Source organism: Fodinibius sp. GM21 (assembly GCF_058386955.1).
In genome coordinates this window covers 290,981-311,614 of sequence record NZ_JBYEIQ010000002.1, presented here as the reverse complement: position 1 = coordinate 311,614, position 20,634 = coordinate 290,981, and the positions used below count along the sequence as shown (strand labels likewise).

The following is a 20,634-nucleotide window of genomic DNA, read 5'->3' as shown; positions in this document are numbered from 1 at the left end:
TCAGCTGCGAATAAGATACTGAAACTTCACAAAGAACTGGCGGTCGGTTTCTTTAAAACCAGAATAGCCATTGGGACCGGGCTGATCAAAATGATTCAGGTAATCCGTCATCCCGATGTAAAACTTGGTGAATGGGTTAGCTTTGTAATAAACAAGAGGATAAACCTGCAGTTGCTCATTAAAAGAGTTGTACTGGGTAATTAGCCGTGCAAACAACCTTTTTGAAAAGTTATAATTGCCATTTAACCGATAGATATCACCGCTAAAATATTCTTCCGCTCCATTAGCAGCCGAAAGTGTTGAGTAATTATAACTGAGCGACATCTCCAGGCGAGAGGTGGGTTTTACAGTTGCATCCACAGAAAAATTATACCCTTCTCCCAGCGTTGGATTCTCCTGCCGGTTGACGTACTTCCCGAAATCTATATGCCCGCTCAGTGATAGCTCATTCAAGGGATTGGTACTCATATCTATCATGAGGCGATTCATCTGAGTGAAAAATCGGCCACGAAATCGCTCGTCATTTAAGGGTAAAAAGCTTAGTGACAAGTTCGTTTGTCCACTGAAGCTATTGCTCCATCTGGTAAAAATATATCGCTCCTGAAACTGCCCGGCAAAATCATATCTCCAAGCACTATTTACACTTACGCTTCCATTCGATAACCAGTCCCAGCCGGGATAGTATGAAATACTTTGTGAAGCTTCGAATCGACGTTGATCAACTTGGTTAATGAAGCCGTTCTGGGTATGGAAAGTCGGCGAATAGGAGGTATAACCAAAAGAAAAGTTGTAATACTTGGCCTGACGTGAAAACTGAGTAGTCAACAAGGAGCCTCCAAACTGTTCACCGTTGAAAGCCGCATCATATGAACTCTGCCCAAGAATCCGTGATTCATCAAAAAGGGATGGCTCATCTAACTCTTTTGTATTAGCATAGGCCGCCTGACCGCTAAAATAATAGTTGTCAGTCAGCAAAATACTCCAGTCGATACTGCCCACATAGTTATGTCCCCCTTGTTGATTACGGGTAGTAATCAATCCGCCAACATGTGATTCGGATCCAAAATTATACGTCCCGCGAACCACATTATTATAAGCCTCAACATCAGACTGAACCAGTGAGCTCCCGTACCGCCCCGGTATAATAAAAGGGGCTTCACGATCATAAGCTGTCAAAAATGCAATACTGTAATCTTCTGACTGATGAGTTACCTTTCCGGCAGCCAGCGGGCGATTGATCGTACGGGAATAAAACAGATTTTCTCTTGTACTAAATAAATCACTGCCTTTCATAAAGAAAGGGCGCTTTTCGGAATAATAGAGGGCAAAGGTTTCATTAGCAGAGATTTGAGCCTGATCAGTTTCCACCTGGCTAAAGTCGGGATTTACAACGGCATTAAGCGACGTCGTTGAGGTGGGCTCATACATCATACTACCGCCGATACGTCCGTTAATTCGCCCGTGATCCAATCCCGAATTAGGATTGTCGGCATTATTACGAGTACTGCTTTGATAACTCATGCCATAAGGAAGAAATTCTATCGTATTGCTGTTTTCGATGTTTTTCATTCCTGTCAAAACCCCATTTTGACATACCAGACAGGAGTTATCCAAGTCCACTTCGCTCCACACAAATTGATAGCGACTATTACGCGGGTAATTTCTGATAAACTGAATAGACCAATCATGAATATTACGCTCAGGAAAATTGAGACTTTTAAAGGGAATTTTCATCGCTCCGCGATATCCGCTATCAGTAATCTTCCCATCTGAATACCAGAGCATATCAAAATTCATATCCTCATTATTACTGGTGCGCATCCCATCCATTTGAACACCCAATGGATTAATAAAAAGCTCATAGGCCTGTTGATTATTATTAAAAGGATCCAAGATTACCCCCACATAATCATCCTGGAAACTGTTATCACGATCAGAAATATTCGCTCTAATATTTCTGGGATTGGGATCCTCGCTTACAAATGCGAAATATAAGTTTTGATCGCTATATAACACCTTTACTTCGGTATTTATCCATGCCTTTGCATCATCATTGGGTTGTACCTGGTATTTGATGTTAACCGATTCTGCTTGTTGCCATGCGGGATGAGACAAGTCGGCTGAAATTTCAAAATCCTGTTCTATGGCAAGAGGCGATATCTGTTCGAGCGTATCTGCTACCTGCTGTGCATTCGAGGTACTAAATGCAACTGCTAAAAACATCGTCATTACGAAAAATATTCGCCCGGTGAGTATCTGAAGCATGTATCAACTATATCCTAAGAATTAATATCCTTGCTTACTATTCTATGGTTATCTCTAACGAGTAATTCACGAAATGTTGCACCAAAAATCTTATAGAAAAAGAAGAAATAACAGTCTGAAGCTTTTAAAGGTTGTTAAAAGATAATGATCGACTATGTTTTCTACATCATTTTTTTTGTAAGGATTCTGGGTGACATTGCTCTTACTAATAAACCTAAAGCAAGAGTATACAAATATGTCTAACCAAGAGCAGTTCGAAGCCAATGACTTTTTAAAGCGTACTGTAAAAGAAATGAATCCCGATGAACAGCCGCGCGAAAAGCTTACAAATTACGGTAGTGAAAGCCTTTCAGATGCAGAACTATTGGCCATTCTTTTGCGTACCGGCAGCCCAAAAATGAATGTCATCCAGATGTCGCAAGCCCTGCTCGATCACTTTGACGGGTTACGTTATCTAGCTCGGAAGGGATGGCAGGATTTAAAAGTAATTCCCGGAATGGGCAAGGTAAAATCGCTCACTTTAGAAGCTGTGTTTGAACTTTCGCGACGGATTCAGATGGCCAGTCTGGGCGAACAGGTTCAAATAACATCACCAGAAGATGCTGTTGCTTATTTCGGACCAAAACTGCGCGACCTCACGAAAGAGGTATTTATGGTTGCTTTCCTCAATAATGCCAAAGTGGTAATGGGATATAAGAAGATCAGTTCCGGAGGCTCAACGGCTACAATTGTTGATCCGGCTGAGGTTATGCGTCAGGCTGTTATGAATGAGGCAAATAGCATTTTACTGCTTCACAATCATCCCAGCGGCAACAACAAAGAATCCAAGGCCGACATCCAGCTTACCAAGCGTATCACCAAATCGGGCAAACTGCTTGGAATTCCCGTGGATGATCATATCATCATCGCCGGAGACGGCTATACCAGTTTCCGCGCCAAAGGTCTTTTGAATTGAAAATCAAAATTATCGGTTCAATTATAAAAACTCTGAAAAATCCCAATTCTTAATTCTCAATTCCTGATTCAACTGCTTATATTTAGCGCTCATTTAAATTGTTAGCTAGAAATTAATTCATGAAGGATTACCTGCGCTTTCTCATTAAACAATCGCTTCAGCAATTTGACCTCAGCGATGACGACATTCCCGAAATACAGATCGAAAAACCGAATCAACCCGAGCATGGGGATGCTGCTTCTAATATCGCGATGAATCTTGCCAGTGTGCTCAAGATGAATCCGAGAAAGATTGCCCAGCAAATTGTAGAAGGACTGAAATACGATGAGCAAAAAATCCGATCGGTAGAGATAGCCGGACCGGGGTTTATCAATTTTCGATATGCAGAAAATTACTTATTTGATGCACTTGCTGATATTCTTAGTGAAGGCTCAACCTTTGGGAAATCAGACTCTCTAAACGGGAAGCGTATTCTTGTTGAATTTGTGAGCGCTAATCCCACAGGACCACTTACGGTTGGTCACGGACGTAATGCCGTGTTGGGTGATACGGTAGCCAACTTGCTGGAATGGAGCGGAGCTGATGTTGATCGTGAATACTACTTTAACAATGCCGGACGACAAATGCGCATGTTGGGAGAAAGCGTTAGGGCTCGTTATTTGCAGCTGTTAGATCATAAGGCCGAGTTGCCTAAGGATGGTTACGAGGGCGAATACATAAAAAACATTGCTCAAGAGCTTATTGATGAAAAAGGCGATAGCCTGATTGAGGCCGAAGAGATCGGTCCCTTCAAGGACAAAGCCGAGCAACTCATTTTCGATGATATTCAGACCACTCTAAAGCGGATGAATATTGAAATGGATTCGTTCTTTAACGAAAAAGAGGTCTATGAGGATGGATCTATCGATCAAACAGTAAAGACGTTACGGGAAAAAGATTTGGCTTATGATAAAGACGGAGCCACCTGGTTTAGAACTACGGAGTTTGGCAAAGATCAAGATACCGTACTCATCAAAAGCACGGGCGAACCGACCTATCGCCTGCCCGATATAGCCTATCATGCCAACAAGCTCGATCGCGGCTACGACCTTTGTATTGATGTCTTTGGCGCTGATCACATTGATACTTATCCCGATGTTCTTTCCGGAATCGAGGCACTGGGCTATGATCGGTCCAAGATTGATGTCATAGTATATCAGTTTGTGACGCTGGTAAAAGACGGAAAGCCCTTTAAGATGAGTACCAGGAAAGCTAATTTTGTTACGCTCGATGAGCTGATGGATGAAGTGGGAGCTGATGTAACTCGCTTTTTCTTTGAGATGCGCGATCCGAATACCCACCTTGAATTCGATGTGGGACAGGCCAAGGAAGCAGGCGAAAAGAATCCTGTCTTTTATCTACAATACGCACATGCCCGCATTCACAGCATCTTGCGGAAAGTCGAGCAGGAATGCTCTTTTGACGTGGATGACAATCCCAAATTGGAACTGCTTACCCATGACTCAGAAACAGCACTCATCAAGAGCCTGCTGCGGTTTCCCGAGATGATTCAAAGTGCTGCCGGTAGCCGAGAACCGCACCGATTGATCAATTATCTTGAAGACCTGGCATCGACCTTCACCTCTTTTTATCACGACTGCCGTATTTTGGGAGAAGAAGAAGAGCTCATTCAGGCTCGGTCAGCATTAGCCAAAGCAACAGCACAAGTCCTTGCTAATGGATTGGGAATTCTGGGCATTTCGGCTCCGGAAAAGATGTAGAAAAAATGAAAGTTTAAGGTTGAAAGTTGAATATTTAGTTATCCCTTCAACCTGTAACATTTAACATCTTTTCCTATGCCGACATCAACTTCGTAAAGCAGACAATGCCCTTGGTAAACTGTTCAGCAATTGAAAACCCTGCACGTTCAAACATCTGATTACTATCTTCAACCGTCCAAAAGGTAAGCCCCCCAAGGCCGGCTGAATCCTGCATTAACCTTACATACCACGTTGGAGACTTAACCAGATGCATCATAAAAAAAACGCCATCTTTTTTTATTACGCGTCGAGCCTCATACAACACTTTTAGAGGGTCGGTAAGCTCATTTAACGTGCCCCCCATCATCAGGCCGTCAAATGTTGCTCCAAAAAAGGGAAGGTATCGTGCATCAGCTCGAAGCAAATATAAATCTGTTTGCTCTGCCTCCGCTTTCAACCGTGCCTCCTCAAGCATCTGTCGAGAAAAGTCGAGTGACACTACATCACATTGGGGCTGTTCCTTTTTGACCAGTCGACCATAAAGGGCTGTTGAGCAGCCAATATCCATATACAGTTTACTGGCTTTGGGGTTCAGCCAACTGATCAAAAGTTCTTTTTCTTTCTGGATGGGGAATTTTTCTCCGGTTAAAATCGAAAGCGATCGTTTACGCCAGATATCTTCATATACAGCGGCAGTTAGCTTCCAATGATTTGAGCTTTGGGCCCAGGTCATCTGTGATTTTTTATTCCCCAACAAATCAACTACATTTCCTTCAATTTCATACTCATCCCCTTTATTGGAACAAATAGTTCCATTAAAATTTTTCTGCAGATCAGAAACTTCTGAAGGAATGGTTATCGACGCGCGCTCATATTTGGGAGACCGGATTTCAAGAGACATAGTGGTTATAACCGTTGATATTTAAAAAAGAAGCCATTACTGACATACTCGTTCTAACCCAAGGTAATACGCAAAAAATCAGGCGGGTGTTACAATTCGGACTGACTCTCTTTTTGAAGAATCAAGGAAATTTGGGCTCCCTTTTGAACACTCAACATTTCCTCGGCATTCCCCTTATTGATTCCAACCTCAAGCATCCCCGAACTGCCGATATAGGCCACCGGTTCACCTTCTGTAACTTCGCCAAAGGTTGTTTCAATCTCATCAAGAATGGTATTTCCCACATAGATACGAACATTTTTTTCTCCGATAACTTCTTCCAGAAGTTCCTCTGAAATATTGGTTATCAGATTACCAAACTTATCTATGTGAATAACCATTCCTTCAAGCCCGTCCTTGTCAGCAATAGGTACTGTCCAGCGGTAACTAACCAGATCTTCTGCAGGATCCCCGAGCTCTTCCAAAGCCACCCCCTGGCTTAAGTGTGCTGCAACAGGAGCAAATATATCACGCCCGTGAAAAGTGTTCGAAGGTTCGTCTCTCCAATACTCTTTATTGGTCAACCGAACAGCTTTATAATCAACATCGGTGGCAAGAAGTGAAAAAATCCCATTATCTGGCCCAACAAAAAACTGATCCCCCATTTTTAATGCTATCGGGTCCCGATCTGTACCCACTCCAGGATCAACGACAACAGTGTGCACAGTCCCTTCCGGGAAAAGCATAGCTGAATTTTTCAGAATCCAGGATCCGGCCATAATATCTTGCGAGGGGATCTCATGGGATATGTCAACCAGTCGAACATCGGGCGCAATATTAAGCATGGAAGCTTTCATAGCACCCACATAGTAATCCTGAAGGCCAAAATCTGTGGTAAGAGTAATCACCTTACGCATAGGTATTAAGCATAACCGGCATAACAAGCATCAGAATGCGCTCGTTTTCTTCTTCGTCTGATGGTTTCACTATTCCGGCCCTGTTAGGAGTAGAAAATTCAAAATAGACTTCTTCATCATCAACATTCCCTAATACATCAGCCAGGTACTTAGCGTTAAATCCTATCTCCATTTCGTCGTCGCTGTATTCACAGGCAATTGTTTCTTTTGCCTCACTGCTCATATCTATATCCTCTGCCCGAATAATCAACTTATCGGAATTGAGCTGAAGGCGAATTTGACGGGTTGTAGAACTCGAGAAAATAGCTACACGCTTCACCGTAGCGAGCATCTGCTCTTTATTGATAATCAGCGTCTTTTCATTGTCTTTGGGAATAACTGACTCATAATTTGGATACTGCTCGTTTATAAGGCGGGTAATTACAATTGTATTACCGCTTTTGAACCGCGCATGATCTTCCGTGATGGTAAGGGCACACTCTTCATCGTGCAGTGCCTTTTTGACAAGATTCAATGCCTTTTCTGGCACAATAAAGTCAACCTCTTTATCGCTGGTGAGATCTTCCTTGATATACTTAACCAAACGGTGCCCATCGGTAGCAACAAACTTGCTTTCCTTAGGACCAATATCAAAATAAACGCCCATCATTGCAGGACGCAGATCATCGTTGGAAACCGCAAAAAGTGTTTTATCTATGGCCGTAGTAATTACTCCCTTATCGGTTTCAAGAGTATGTCCCTCATCAAGGTTGGGAACTTCCGGAAACTCATCGGGATCTTCGCCCACAAGCTTATACGTTCCTTTATCCGTTCGGAACTTGATATTGAACTTTTCATCCACCTGAAAAGAAACGGGAATATCCGGCAACTGCCTCAGGGTTTCTATTAAACGATGAGCAGGAATTGCCACTGCACCTCCCTCGTCAATATCCGCATCCATCGACTCAAGAATAGAAATTTCAAGATCGGTAGCGGTAAGGCGAAGCTTATCTCCGTCACTTTCAAATAAAATAGTTTCAAGAATAGGAAGAGTCGCCTTGTTCGGCACGGCTCCTGATACAGCGGATAATGCTTTTACCAGTTCACTGCTTGATACGTTGAATTTCATAAATAAATATTTTTAGGCTAAGCGTTCGACAGACCTCAATTATTAGTCTGATTAATAAGTACCATATACTAATAAATACTTGCTCTCTTAGCAACCAAATAACCCATGCTTTCTACCACTAATTTGGGGGGGGCGCAACTTCTCTTTTCCACCAATTTTAATGATTACATACTCCAAAAATGGATAGAATTTTCCTTATATTTTGTCTCGTAAAAATTTTAGCTAAGTGATTCCTAATTAACGTGCAGATACTTTTATTGGGACCTACGGCCGTAGGTAAAACGGCTCTTTCAATTGAGTTGGCCCAAGTGCTTGATGCCGAAATTATCTCTACCGATTCCCGCCAGTGTTACAAATACATGAACATCGGTACGGCCACACCTACCGAGAAAGAGCAATCGGGTATTCCACACTACAATTTATCTATCATTGATCCCGCAACTAAAGACAGTGTCGTTAATTTTTATGAGCGGGCAATGGAATGGAAAAAAGAGATTGAGTCTCGTGGTAAAAACGTACTGTATGTTGGGGGAAGTACCCTGCACGTGCAATCTGTTATTCAACCGCTGGATGACGTACCCGAAGCGAATCAGGAGAATATCACAAAACTTGAACAACACATTGAAGACAGTGGTATTGAAAAGCTGTATCAAAAACTGCAAGAAGTTGACCCCGATTACGCACAAAAAATGGATGGGATGAATACCCAGCGCATTGTTCGCGCTCTTGATGTATGGATGCAAACCGGGCGCCCATTTAGCTCCTTTCATTCTGATGATAATACGATTTCCGTCCCCGAAGACATGGTGGTTTTTGGATTACAGCGTGATCGGCAAAAACTATACGACCGAATCAATCGCAGGGTGGACCAAATGTTTGAAGAAGGCTTCCTCGACGAAGTTCGCACAATTCTTGACATGGGATACACGTTAGAAGATCCTGGATTAAATACGGTTGGATATAAAGAAGCGATCGCTTATTTGAATGAGGAACTATCCCGCGAGCGGATGATTAAGGATATGAAAACCCAAACCCGGCGCTATGCCAAACGACAGCTTTCATGGTTTCAACGCTGGGATTTCATTCACTGGATCGATCTGGATCAAACCACCCAATCCGAGGCTCGCAAATTTATCCAGTCTCAGTTAGCAGCTAAGGCAAATAAAGATTAACTTTACCCTCATTAAAACCGCATAATTTTACAATAGCATGTATAAGGCTACCGTTAACGTAACACTTCGTAAATCAATTCTTGACCCGCAAGGTAAAGCAGCGCATAACGCGCTCAAAAATCTTGGTTTAAATGAGATTGACCAGGTTCGTATTGGCAAACTCATAGAACTCGATATTGACGCTGACAACAAAGAGGAGGCACACAAAGTTGCCGAAACAGCGTGTTCGAAATTACTTGCCAACGAGGTTATGGAAGACTTTAAAATTGAGATCCAAGAAAACTAATTAGCTATAGCTATGAACCATCTGCCTTTTAGCTTATTAGGATCTAAGCCGGGAGCCCAAGAAGAGGAAGAAGCTCCCGATATTGATGTTGACGTCCTTCAAAAGGAGGAAGAGGACGAAGATGAAAAGACCCCGTGGAGAGTAATTCTCTACGATGATGACATTCATACTTTTGACGAGGTTATCGGCCAGCTTATTAAAGCTCTCGGATGCAACAAAGATCACGCCGAAGAATTAACGTACAAAGTGCATAACGAGGGTAAAGCTGAAGTCTACGAAGGCAGCTTCGAAGATTGTTTTGAAGTCAACGGCGTGCTCAAAGAAATTCAACTTGTCACCGAAATAAAAGGATAAACCGTGTCTGCTACATTTGGCGTAATTGTATTTCCCGGCTCTAACTGCGATCACGATGCGTATCATGCCATGGCTCATGTCATGAACGCTGAAACAAAATTTTTATGGCATAAAGATACCGACCTTTCGGATATCGATTTTCTGTTAATACCCGGCGGATTCTCGTATGGAGATTATCTCCGATCCGGTGCTATTGCCCGCTTTTCCCCCATCATGCAATCGGTTATTGAATTTGCTGAAAAGGGCGGCCCCGTACTGGGTATCTGTAATGGATTTCAAATTCTATTAGAAGCCGGGTTGTTGCCCGGAGCGATGCTGCACAATAAAGAGTTGCGGTTTGTTTGTAAGCAAACGCATTTGCGATGCGAAACCTCTGACACCCTATTTACCCGAAATATTGAAGAAGGCCAAGTGCTGCAAATTCCCGTAGCTCACGGTGAGGGAAACTACTTTACGGATAATGATCAATTAAAGGAGCTACAGGACAACGATCAGATTGTCTTTCGTTATTCAGATTCACATGGCAATGTCACGGAAGAAGCCAACTTTAACGGATCAGTCGATAATATCGCTGCAGTATGTAATAGCCAGCGTAACATCCTTGGTATGATGCCTCATCCCGAACGCGCTGTTGAAGAACTGATTGGATCTGACGATGGTAAGCTCATATTTGAATCTGTGTTGAATGAACTCGCTGTTGCATAAACCAGCAACAAATTTTTATGTCGAAACAATCATCCAACAAAACGCTTCACAGCAGCGGGCTCACTAAAAGCTATAAAAAGCGTACCGTTGTCTCAGATGTCTCTATCGACGTAACACAGGGAGAAATTGTAGGACTGCTTGGACCAAACGGAGCAGGTAAAACTACTACCTTTTATATGTTTGTAGGATTGGTAACCCCCGACCTCGGAGAGATTTTTCTAGATGATAAAAACCTCACCGATATGCCGATGTACAAACGAGCTCGTCTTGGAGTTGGATATCTCTCTCAGGAAGCGAGCGTATTCCGCAACTTAACCGTTCGGGAGAATCTCAAATCCATTCTTCAATTCTTTGACTATACCGATCAGGAAATCAATGACCGAGTTGAGCAGCTCATTGAAGAGTTTGGGTTAGAGCGCGTAGTTGACAGCAAAGGATACAGCCTCTCAGGCGGGGAAAGGCGCCGAACTGAGATTGCCCGTGCCCTCGTAACCGATCCGAAATTCATCCTCTTAGATGAACCATTTGCCGGTGTTGATCCCATTGCTGTTGAAGACATTCAGGAAATCGTAGCTGATCTTAAATACCGCAATATCGGTATTTTTATTACAGACCATAACGTTCACGAAACACTTGCGATCACCGATCGAGCTTACTTGATGTTTGAAGGCAATATCCTGAAGGAAGGCACAGCTGATGAGTTGGCTGATGATGAAGAGGCAAAACGACTCTACCTTGGAAATCAATTTAGGTTAGACCGTTATGGTCGACAACAAGAAGAGTAGTTAGAACCAATTTTAAATTCCAAAGCATTACATTTTTTTATAGAATGGAAGAGATCACTGTACAGTCGCTGAAAGAAAAAATTGATCATCAAACCAATTTCCTTCTTTTGGATGTCCGCGAACCTTTCGAACAGTATCAATCTAAAATTGATATTGATAACTCGGTGTTAATTCCTGTCGGTGAACTGACAGAAAGAATTGATGAGCTTGAAGATCACAAAGAGAATGAGATCATCTGTCTTTGCCGTAGCGGCGGACGAAGTGCCCAGGCATGCAAATTTCTGCAAAAGAAAGGATTTAAGAATGTTAAAAACCTCAAAGGCGGTATAAATAAGTGGGCACGGGAAATTGATGAAAGCTTGCCCGTTTATTAGACCATCGCCGCAATCTGATTGAGCAGTTCCTCGTTGCTATCAGTATTTCTCAATACTTTTAACAAACTTTGCATTGATTCTTTCGGTGATTTCTTAAGCAGGTAGCGACGTACCATATTTCGCTCTTCCATGGAATCACCGATAAATTTATCTTCATTCCGAGTTCCTGATGCACTAATGTTTATAGCGGGAAAGATCCGATCGTTTGCGAGCTCACGGTCGAGCACAACCTCCATATTTCCGGTCCCTTTAAATTCCTCAAAAATAAGATCATCCATTCGAGAATTAGTCTCAATAAGACAGGTGGCAACGATAGTTAACGATCCGCCTCCCTCAATTTTTCGGGCCGACCCAAATATCTTTTTAGGAATTTCCAGCGCACGGATATCCAATCCTCCTGAAAGCGTGCGTCCGCTGCTTTCCTGAATGTTGTTATAAGCCCGACCCAATCGCGTCAGGGAGTCAATAAGCAGAACCGCATCATCACCCATTTCGGCTTTTCTTTTTACATAGCCTAAAGCAAGCTCTGTAATTCTCACATGGCTCTCGGTTGACTTGTCATTTGAAGAAGCAAATACTTCTGCTTCCGTTGACCTAAGAAAATCAGTGACCTCTTCGGGACGTTCATCCACCAACAATATGCCGGTACTGATATCCGGATGGTTCTTCGTTAATGATTCGGCAATTTTTTTCAATAACACCGTCTTACCGGTTCGTGGCGGTGCTACAAGCAGAGCACGCTGTCCTTTACCAATAGGAGCAATCAAATCCATTACTCTCATCTCAATATCCTCGGGATCAATACCCAGCTCGATATGCTCATTAGGCATAATTGGAGTCTGCAGCTCAAAACGAGTTGCCCGCTGCCACTCCATGGGATCACGTCCATTTATCTTCTCAATGGAATAAATATGACGATGTCCTCTTTCATCTTCCTCATACTCACCCTCGATTTCCAAGCCGGGACGAAGGTTGTGTTTTTTAACTTCATCTGGTCTCAGAAAAGGATCACTCGGTTCATAACTAAATTCGTGGTCTTTTTCTCGAGCAAAACCGTAATTCTTTTCATTGATTTCGACTACGCCTTTATACCGACCAGCTACTTCCACATTCTGATTATCATTAAATCGAGGTACAAAAACATTCTTATTTTTGTTGTTACCGCGATTTTTATTATTTCGTGAACGTCCCATTACATCTAATGATTTATCTTATTACCTACGTATCTTCTGTTATAAAATTAAAGCCATTAACACACAGAAGGCAGGAGTGTGATTGTGATTTAAGAGTTGAGAGGTGAAAAAAGCAGTACAGCTTATAAGCTGTACTGCCAAATCGGATAGATAAAGATAATAATCTTTACCGATATTTAAAATTTACCGGACTGTTGTCGTCTCATTGATCCAACCATAGCACTTCATCAAAGAAGAATCAATTTTAAAGCTTTCCCCCTCTTCCAAAGGTGGCTTCCAGAAAAATTTCTCTGACTTAGAAGGTGTTACCGGCTTGTAAGACTGATACTTTCGATCCACTTCATTAGCCGTATTGGAATCTGTTTGTTTTGCTTTATCCAAATAATCCAATACCAACCAGTAAACAGCTTTATCTTCGGGTGTAAGCTTTCGATTGCTCGTACATTGACTTACAGCGCGAGCATATATATCAGCAATCTGAATATATGGATTACCCCAGCTGCTGTTATAATCAATTGCCTGACGAGCGAATCGACGCGCACTTTGTAATTGATCTTGGTTTAGATAAGCATCGGATATATTTAAGGCGATATTAGCCTTTTCCTTATCCGTTGACGCCTTGTCCATTGCTTCTTTAAAATACTTAATGGCCGTATTATAGTTGGCATTATTTTTAGCCGCCTCAGCTACAGCCATAACATTTTCAAAGTTAGGATTTAGCTCATACAGCTTTTGGCTTACTTCACGCATTTTTGAAGCCATTCCCTGACTTTCGTAAACATCTCGTAGCTTCGTTAACACTTCCTCATCCTCGGGATTGCTTTGCAGCTCACCTTCTAAAAATTCAATCTGCTCTTCAGGTGAATCAAAAAGACCTTCTCTTATACTACTGAAAGAGTTCAACAGCTCTTGTGAGGCATAGGGTTCTGCTTTGTCCATCACAGCCAAGGCTTCATCCTTTTTGCCACCGGAAGAAAACTCATTAAGAATCCTTTGTACGTAATATCCTTTAGACCTTTTAGTCAGCGCTTCCGGCTTCAGCTGAAAAGCTTTATAATAATCTTCTGCGGCACGCATTGATGCATTCTCAACATTATCGGAATGGGTCTGCATTAAACGACCTCTTTTTATATACCAATCAAACTTTGCATCTGTATCGTCAGAAAACTTCTCAAATGCTCTGTCAAAAATTAATAGAGCCGTATCAACATAGGCTTCTTTAAGTGAAGGGTCTTGCTTTTTCTTTGCTACTTCACTGTAAGCAGTAGTTAAACGATCGATTTGACGTTTTAACTCAAATCGAGAATACCCTTCAATAGTTTCCGGCATAGCTTGCCACATCCAGCGGCCAAACTTAATAGCCTCTTCAAAAGAATCATTCTTGTAGTTTTCATAAAAAATTGAATAAGCCTGTATTTCACTCATTCCACTGGGTGGCTGCACAGAAGATTGTTCAGTCTGTGCCAACGACCAACTGCTGCCAAAGAAGATAAATGCAGTTATTAATATTAACTTTTTCATAATGCTGACATTTTACTGTATGGTTCAAGTTTAAAACTAATACTAAAGCAATTTATTGTTACTGAAGCTTTGGACGGAAGAACATTATTTCAGCCAGATTAAGCGTCAACCGTACTCCCCAAATATTTTCTTGTACTAAATTTGAAGTTTGTGTACCTCGTATTCCATATTCAAAACTTAAATCAATGGAGGAATTTGACCGTGGCGATCGGATACCAATTCCCAACGCAAACTTCAGGGTATTAATTCGCTGCCCATTAATATTCAGGTGACCTGAATCATATGAGGCTCCTGCCCGATACTTAAAATTCGATAAAAACTTCGTCGATCCGGTAACATAAGGCATATACTGTACTCCCACACCCATTTTATACCGGTCTACAAACATTTGGTCTTCAGAGGGTTTAAAATCGTTCTCATATCCTGACCAACCCTCATAAAGCCCTTCAAGACCTATCCTCAATAAGTTACTTGGATTATAGCTTACTCCACCACTCACCTTTAATGGCAGTTTAATCGGACCTTCGGCATTTTGCAAATTATTCGTCAAGTTGACAGCCCCATTATCTACAATGCCCGTTTGTTTACGCTCTGCATTCAGCTCAACAGGAAGATTAACAGTCGCTCCAATTCCCAACTGATCATCATCTTGAAAAATATTGGGCAGTCGGATAAATGTTCCTAAACGATGCCCAAAACTGTGACCACTCGTTTCAATGGTAAAATTGGCATTACGATACGGAGATTGTGGGAACCGTGCCACATAAGAATCATTCATCGAAAGAAAATACAGTGATGTGGCATACCCAACAGCAATATTTGAATTGATTCTCCAGCCAACACCTAACTCAGCTCTGTTTAATCCGCCACTACCACGATTTTCAAGATTATAATCAATCGTTTCTTCCTGAAAATTATCCCCGATTACGATGGTCTCCTGCTCAAAAGTCCGAAATTTTGCCTCTGTTACAGGAGTAAAGGAACCAGAAATTCCCAATTCTCCCCGGATGATCGGAAGTTGCAGCTGAAACTGACCAATGGAAAAATTAGAATTCGTTACACTTCCGGCAGGACCAGTAGCACTATAAGAGTCTACTCCGATCTCTCCTACCCCAAGGCCATATACGGTATTCCCCCAATGTGCGGGATTGGCTATCGTTCCTACAAATGTATCATTAAAAGAAACTCCCAACAATCCCATAGATTGGGCTGCCGTGTTACTTGTGGATAATGGATAACCGATACCTATTTTGGAATAAACAGATCCACTTGAGGCCTTGGCATCACCTGATTGGGCAAATGCTGCAGAAGTTCCAAAAAGCAGTATTGTTACTATAAGAGCTAACTTTTTCAACGCTAATTCTTAATATTTTTTAAAGAGGTAATTATAATTTTTGGCTTCAGTCCGTTGGGGACTTGCTCATCATCAGTCATTATAAGAGTGGACTTTATAACACCATCATTAGGAAGTGTTATAAAAAACTCTCGATCTTCCGGAAATCCATTTCTTATAATATTTTCGACCAGTGAGGTAACATCAAACCGATACGTGCCGTTTTCAGCAGAATAGATGCCTTGCAATCGTGTCGGGTTATTTATCGGCGCCCCGGGATCAATATTCTCGGGTAGCGACTCGGGATCCGCCAAATGTAAATAGGCCACCTGTTCTTTTGCCCTTTGGGTAGTTGAAGGCTCTCCGTTCAAACTTTGTTCCAATGCAGCAGTATTTTCATACAGCACCAATTCTGCTCGCGCTAATCCGGGAGGCTGAATATCTAACGCTTCAATTCCCAATCTTTTAAAATTAAGTACACTTTCGTACGTGCTGTGCAAGGGAATTGATATCTGTGGAATGGTGGCATTACTGCCCCTTTCTAAATAATATCCCCATCTATTTAACGATACATCAAAGGTATCTGCCTCCGGATGCTGAATAAAAAAGCGCGTTGAATCTCGGTAAAGCGGAATAATCTTCCCACTATTTTGAGGAACCAGTGCCAAGCCATGGGTATCATACACGTAGGAGGAATCTACCGCTCCGGTAGTATCTTGCTTGGAGGAATCTGCGTACATACGATATTCATCTACCCACTGTGGCGCAACCTCTGACAGATTAATCATTAGTGAGTCTTGTGGTCCAACTGAAAACTCACCGACCTTTTGCGCCAAAGAAAGCTCCTTGTCAACTTTTAACGCACGGTCTCGCCAATACTGTCCTATCTCATACAAGTCGAATTGTTGCGTTCCAATGGTGTCTCCCGATACCTGTCCGCGATTATACATAATCCGCAAGAGTACTTCGCCATCTGCTTTCAAAGTATCAGATGCAGCCGGCAGATTAGGCTTTAAATAACCGGTTACACCCATACTGCCAAAAAGGGGATCATCAAACCTACCGGCCGAGAAGAAGTTCTTCTCCCCTGAGTAAGATGTTGCATCTACTGAGGTTAAGCCATTGATAATCAATGTGTCTCGTACTACTTCCGATGTAGGATCTGTGAGGTCGTTGCCTACAGAACCCGGATTTTCACAGGCACTTAATCCTACCAAGACACCTAAAATTAAAACGAAGTAAAATGACCTTGCTTGTTGAAAGGAATTTTGTATAAAATTTTGCAACGAGATACTGCTCTAAATTTATGATTCTTCCGTTTCTTCTTCGGTTCCGGCAATCTCATCGTAGTATGCGGCAAACTTATCTGAAACATCTTCAGGCGATCCCTGAATTTTACGTGCCGAAATACCCAGTTCCTCAAAAAGATCGTTTAATTCATCTTTTATATGGTTGCCGGTAACAACATAGTCGCTGTATTTTAACCCGAGGGTTCGTAAGTCAACGTTGCCCCCCTCTATAAGATTGTCTTTGTCAACAGAATCGGGTAACCCGACCAGATCTAACAACTTTTTGTTGAAGATCCCATTATTTTCGGGATGATGGATGTTGTAAATTACCTTAGTATCCTTAAAAAGATCCAGATCGTTATATTTCTCTTTAGCAAGCAGCGGGATTAATCCTGCTGCCCAATCATGGCAATGAATAATATCAGGCTCCCAACCCAATTTTGCTACCGTTTCCAGAACACCCTTACTATAAAAGACAATTCGCTCATCGTTATCGTCATAATGTTCATTTGTTTCTGGATTCATGAACATGGCCTTTCGCTCGAAATAGGTGTCATTATCCAGGAAATATACCTGTAGTTTTGCATTAGGTATACTGGCCACCTTAATTCGCATGTTTTCAATCTTTTCGCCCACTTCGATCTCAATGCCAGACAGGCGAATCACCTCATGCAGGCGATTTCTGCGATCGTTAATTGTACCATATTTGGGTAACAAAATGCGAATCTCGTATCCCTTGTCCTGCAGGGATGCCGGCAAAAATCGAAGTAGATCAGCCGTATGTGTCATTCTGGCAAAAGGAGATATTTCAGCGGCAGCATATAATACTTTCATAGATAAATACTAATGAATTCGTTGGTTATTTATTGTTTACTCTTCGGACTCTTTTCTTTCCTGATCCGCATAAAGTTGACTCATCTCTTCGTCGTCAAGTGAATAAAAATCAAAAAGCGTATCGCCTCGGAGTCCCAACCGGAGGGTTTCGACAGGAATTACTTCTGAAGGCTGTATATTGCCAAGATTCACATTACTTCCAAACTTACGAATAAACCACACTTGTTGTTCTTTCTGAGGAGCCTCAAAAATAAGATTCTCCACAGGTACTGAATCTGCAATTTCATCAATAAGCCCCGATCGCACCTCCCCATTCGGCCGAAACACGCCCACCGTTCCACTCTCCCGAGCCTCACAAATAATTTTCGATGCGCCGGCTTCGAGCTCTCGCTCAATCATTTTGACCCATTTATATGGTGGTATGATGTCATTGGGATTTTTACTGCCGATTTCCGACAAAATGGTGAAGTGCTTACTCATCTTCTGAATAATCTCCACCTTCCGTTGATCGGATAGCCATATTGTGCCATTCGACACCTCGGCATGCTCAATATTGAAGCGATCCAATAACTCCATATACGCATCAAGCTGATCACGAAGTACGTAAGCCTCAAAAAGAGTTCCTCCAAAATAAACCGGAATATCTGCATTGGAATATACAGCTAGCTTTTCTTCGAGATTCTGAGTTACGTAACTGGTTCCCCAGCCAAGCTTCACGATATCAATGTAATTGGAACAAGACTTGCAAAAATCTTCAACTTGTCGAACACTTAGACCCTTGTCTAAAACAAGCGTCATTCCTTTTTCTCGAGGTTTCTCGGTACGCTTTGGGAGGTGATTGAGCTTAAAAGCCATTGGAAATTATAAATTTGACAAATTAAACGGACAAATATACTAAAATGGAGCCTGTTAATAAAATCTTTTAACAGCTTTATTCTTGCGAACCTGTCTGTAACAGCTACGTTAGATAAAAAGAAACAGAAGTCTTACCCAAGTTCGCTCTCCGGCTTTAATACCAATGCGGAATAAGGTTCCATCCATACGTGCTGTTCATCTCCCAACCCATAGTGACCGCCCTTATTTGTGCCTCCGTAATATTCCGACTCACTATTAAAAACGATGCGATACTGCTCTCCCTTAAACGGTCCGACTGAATAGTCGGAAACCTGTCGATCAGAAAAATTTAAAATAAATAAAAGGTGATTAGCCGGATTCTTGGCCTTTCTCAAAAATGAAAAGACTGAAGATTGTTCTTTTCCCAAGGCTATCCATTCAAAACCATCAGGATCTTTATCCAGCTGGTGTAGCGATTCTTCTTGTTTGTACAAACGATTTAAGTCATCCACCAATTTTTTAATGCCTTGGTGTCGCTTGTGGCCCAGCAAATGCCAGTGAAGCGCTCGATCCTCTGCCCATTCGCTTGTTTCTGCAAATTCGCCCCCCATAAACATTAACTTTTTCCCGGGATGACCAAAAAGGTATGTAAATAATAAGCGAAGGTTTGAAAATTGTTCGCTTTCGTTGCCCGTACTTTTCCAAACAAGAGGCTTTTTAAGATGTACAACCTCATCATGCGAAAAGGGAAGAATGAAGTTTTCCGAATAGTTATACATCATCGGAAAGGTAATCTTGTTAGGATCATTCTCGCGTTCTTTCGGACTTTTCTGAATATATTCCAGCGTATCATTCATCCAGCCCATATTCCACTTGTAGTCAAAGCCAAGCCCATCGTTGTGAACCGGTAATGTTACTCCGGGCCAGGAAGTAGACTCCTCGGCAAACGTTAATATTCCCGGGAATTCGCGATGGATCATGGTATTAAAATCCTTCAAAAACCGAATGGCCTCCAGATGCTCGTTGCCTCCGTGTTTATTGGGCGTCCATTCGCCCGGCCCCTTAGAATAATCCAGGTACAACATGGAAGCTACCGCATCTACACGCAGCCCATCAATATGATATTTCTCACACCAATAGTGGGCATTTGATAATAAAAAATTTCGTACTCCTTCCTTGCCATAATCAAAAATATACGTACCCCAGTCTTTCTGCTCTCGTTTCTTGGGATCCTCGTATTCATACAAGGGAGTACTATCAAACATTTGCAGCCCCTGCTCATCCTTCGGGAAATGCCCGGGAACCCAGTCCATTATCACCCCGATCCCGTTTTTATGACATTCATTTACGAAGTACATAAAGTCCTTGGGATCCCCCAAGCGACTTGTCGGAGCAAAATAGCCCGTAATTTGATATCCCCATGATGGATCATAGGGATGTTCGGCAATAGGCATTAACTCGATATGCGTAAATCCGGAATCCTTTACGTAGGGAACCAAATCGTGTGCCAATTCCCGATAGCTTAAATATTCATCATTATTTTCTCCCTTTCTCTTCCATGATGCCAAATGTACTTCATATATGGATATAGGTTGCTGGAATGATTGTTTCTGCTCCCTTTTTTCCATCCAATCTTCATCATCCCATTCATAATCCGACAAATTGTAGACCAGTGAGGCTGTTTTGGGACGTACCTCCATGGCATAAGCATAAGGATCTGATTTTAAAAAGGGAGGTGCGTCTTCAGCTGTTTTCAACTCATACTTATATAGCGCCCAATGCTCAATATTGGGAATAAAGGTTGTCCAGATACCTGTATGTTTATCCTTTTCCATGGGATGTTTTCTGCCATCCCAATCATTAAACTCACCAACTACGCTTACACTGTAGGCATTCGGCGCCCAAACAGCGAAGTACACTCCTTCATCAGTATAGTGGGATCCCATAAAGTTATAAGCCCCATGTTGATGACCCTCTTGCCAGTACTGCTTATCTTTATCTGTTAAAATAGTATCCAAAATTTTGAATTTAGGGCATTATCAGATTTCAAGTGATATAGTTAATGCAAAATAAGCCAAATAACAACACCG

General features: G+C 42.0%; 19 protein-coding genes. 8 read left to right on the top strand and 11 right to left on the bottom strand.

The genetic code is table 11. From position 1 onward, the window contains the following. Entirely contained in the window at positions 1-2,265 is a 2,265-nt protein-coding gene (locus ACT3IB_RS05280; protein WP_491537962.1) for a carbohydrate binding family 9 domain-containing protein, read from the bottom strand. 235 nt (positions 2,266-2,500) lie between these two features. Here ACT3IB_RS05280 and radC point away from each other — a divergent pair, with 235 nt between their 5' ends. After that, on the top strand, positions 2,501-3,220 hold the full coding sequence (gene radC, locus ACT3IB_RS05275) for a RadC family protein (RefSeq protein WP_491537961.1): 720 nt from the start codon (positions 2,501-2,503) through the stop codon (positions 3,218-3,220). 119 nt (positions 3,221-3,339) lie between these two features. Then, positions 3,340-4,980, top strand: a complete 1,641-nt coding sequence (gene argS, locus ACT3IB_RS05270; RefSeq protein WP_491537960.1) for an arginine--tRNA ligase — start codon at positions 3,340-3,342, stop codon at positions 4,978-4,980. Positions 4,981-5,053: 73 nt separating this feature from the next. On the opposite strand, the gene ACT3IB_RS05265 is transcribed toward argS, so the two are convergent. The 3 genes from ACT3IB_RS05265 to dnaN all read right to left on the bottom strand — a co-directional run bounded on the left by ACT3IB_RS05265 (position 5,054) and on the right by dnaN (position 7,864). Beyond that, positions 5,054-5,860, bottom strand: coding sequence for a class I SAM-dependent methyltransferase (locus tag ACT3IB_RS05265; RefSeq protein WP_491537959.1), 807 nt, complete (start codon positions 5,858-5,860; stop codon positions 5,054-5,056). A gap of 89 nt (positions 5,861-5,949) precedes the next feature. Then, positions 5,950-6,756: an SAM hydrolase/SAM-dependent halogenase family protein gene (locus ACT3IB_RS05260; RefSeq protein ID WP_491537958.1), complete on the bottom strand. Its 807-nt coding sequence runs from the start codon at positions 6,754-6,756 to the stop codon at positions 5,950-5,952. Continuing rightward, positions 6,749-7,864, bottom strand: a complete 1,116-nt coding sequence (dnaN, locus tag ACT3IB_RS05255) for a DNA polymerase III subunit beta (RefSeq protein WP_491537957.1) — start codon at positions 7,862-7,864, stop codon at positions 6,749-6,751. Before dnaN ends, ACT3IB_RS05260 begins: the two co-directional genes overlap by 8 nt. A gap of 242 nt (positions 7,865-8,106) precedes the next feature. On the opposite strand from dnaN, the gene miaA reads away from it, so the two are divergent. From miaA to ACT3IB_RS05225, 6 genes are read left to right on the top strand one after another with little or no spacing between them, the layout of a single operon-like run. After that, positions 8,107-9,036, top strand: a complete 930-nt coding sequence (gene miaA / locus ACT3IB_RS05250; protein ID WP_491537956.1) for a tRNA (adenosine(37)-N6)-dimethylallyltransferase MiaA — start codon at positions 8,107-8,109, stop codon at positions 9,034-9,036. Positions 9,037-9,073: 37 nt separating this feature from the next. After that, complete coding sequence (gene purS, locus ACT3IB_RS05245; RefSeq protein WP_491537955.1) at positions 9,074-9,322, top strand: phosphoribosylformylglycinamidine synthase subunit PurS; 249 nt, start codon at positions 9,074-9,076, stop codon at positions 9,320-9,322. 12 nt (positions 9,323-9,334) lie between these two features. Beyond that, positions 9,335-9,676 (top strand): ATP-dependent Clp protease adaptor ClpS, encoded by a 342-nt coding sequence (locus tag ACT3IB_RS05240; protein WP_491537954.1) that lies wholly within the window; start codon positions 9,335-9,337, stop codon positions 9,674-9,676. 3 nt (positions 9,677-9,679) lie between these two features. Further along, entirely contained in the window at positions 9,680-10,381 is a 702-nt protein-coding gene (gene purQ, locus ACT3IB_RS05235; RefSeq protein WP_491537953.1) for a phosphoribosylformylglycinamidine synthase subunit PurQ, read from the top strand. A 17-nt stretch (positions 10,382-10,398) separates the two neighbouring features. Next, a complete protein-coding gene (lptB, locus tag ACT3IB_RS05230) occupies positions 10,399-11,166 on the top strand; it encodes an LPS export ABC transporter ATP-binding protein (RefSeq protein WP_491537952.1) in 768 nt (255 codons plus the stop codon). 44 nt (positions 11,167-11,210) lie between these two features. After that, complete coding sequence (locus tag ACT3IB_RS05225; RefSeq protein ID WP_491537951.1) at positions 11,211-11,540, top strand: rhodanese-like domain-containing protein; 330 nt, start codon at positions 11,211-11,213, stop codon at positions 11,538-11,540. Here ACT3IB_RS05225 and rho read toward each other — a convergent pair. The 7 genes from rho to glgB form a co-directional block, all read right to left on the bottom strand. Next, the gene (gene rho / locus ACT3IB_RS05220; RefSeq protein ID WP_491537950.1) at positions 11,537-12,733 is read right to left on the bottom strand and encodes a transcription termination factor Rho; all 1,197 of its coding nucleotides are present in this window, start codon (positions 12,731-12,733) and stop codon (positions 11,537-11,539) included. The genes ACT3IB_RS05225 and rho overlap by 4 nt on opposite strands. A 183-nt stretch (positions 12,734-12,916) precedes the next feature. Then, the gene (locus ACT3IB_RS05215) at positions 12,917-14,254 is read right to left on the bottom strand and encodes a tetratricopeptide repeat protein (RefSeq protein ID WP_491537949.1); all 1,338 of its coding nucleotides are present in this window, start codon (positions 14,252-14,254) and stop codon (positions 12,917-12,919) included. A gap of 58 nt (positions 14,255-14,312) precedes the next feature. Then, positions 14,313-15,608 carry a hypothetical protein gene (locus ACT3IB_RS05210; protein ID WP_491537948.1) on the bottom strand — a complete coding sequence of 432 codons (1,296 nt, stop codon included), beginning with the start codon at positions 15,606-15,608 and terminating at the stop codon, positions 14,313-14,315. 2 nt (positions 15,609-15,610) lie between these two features. Then, the gene (locus ACT3IB_RS05205; protein ID WP_491537947.1) at positions 15,611-16,804 is read right to left on the bottom strand and encodes a hypothetical protein; all 1,194 of its coding nucleotides are present in this window, start codon (positions 16,802-16,804) and stop codon (positions 15,611-15,613) included. Between the two features lie 87 nt (positions 16,805-16,891). Further along, positions 16,892-17,710, bottom strand: a complete 819-nt coding sequence (locus tag ACT3IB_RS05200; RefSeq protein ID WP_491537946.1) for a glycogen/starch synthase — start codon at positions 17,708-17,710, stop codon at positions 16,892-16,894. A gap of 36 nt (positions 17,711-17,746) precedes the next feature. Then, entirely contained in the window at positions 17,747-18,565 is an 819-nt protein-coding gene (locus tag ACT3IB_RS05195) for a phosphosulfolactate synthase (protein WP_491537945.1), read from the bottom strand. A 131-nt stretch (positions 18,566-18,696) separates the two neighbouring features. Further along, positions 18,697-20,562, bottom strand: a complete 1,866-nt coding sequence (glgB, locus tag ACT3IB_RS05190) for a 1,4-alpha-glucan branching protein GlgB (RefSeq protein ID WP_491537944.1) — start codon at positions 20,560-20,562, stop codon at positions 18,697-18,699. Positions 20,563-20,634 lie beyond the last annotated feature (72 nt).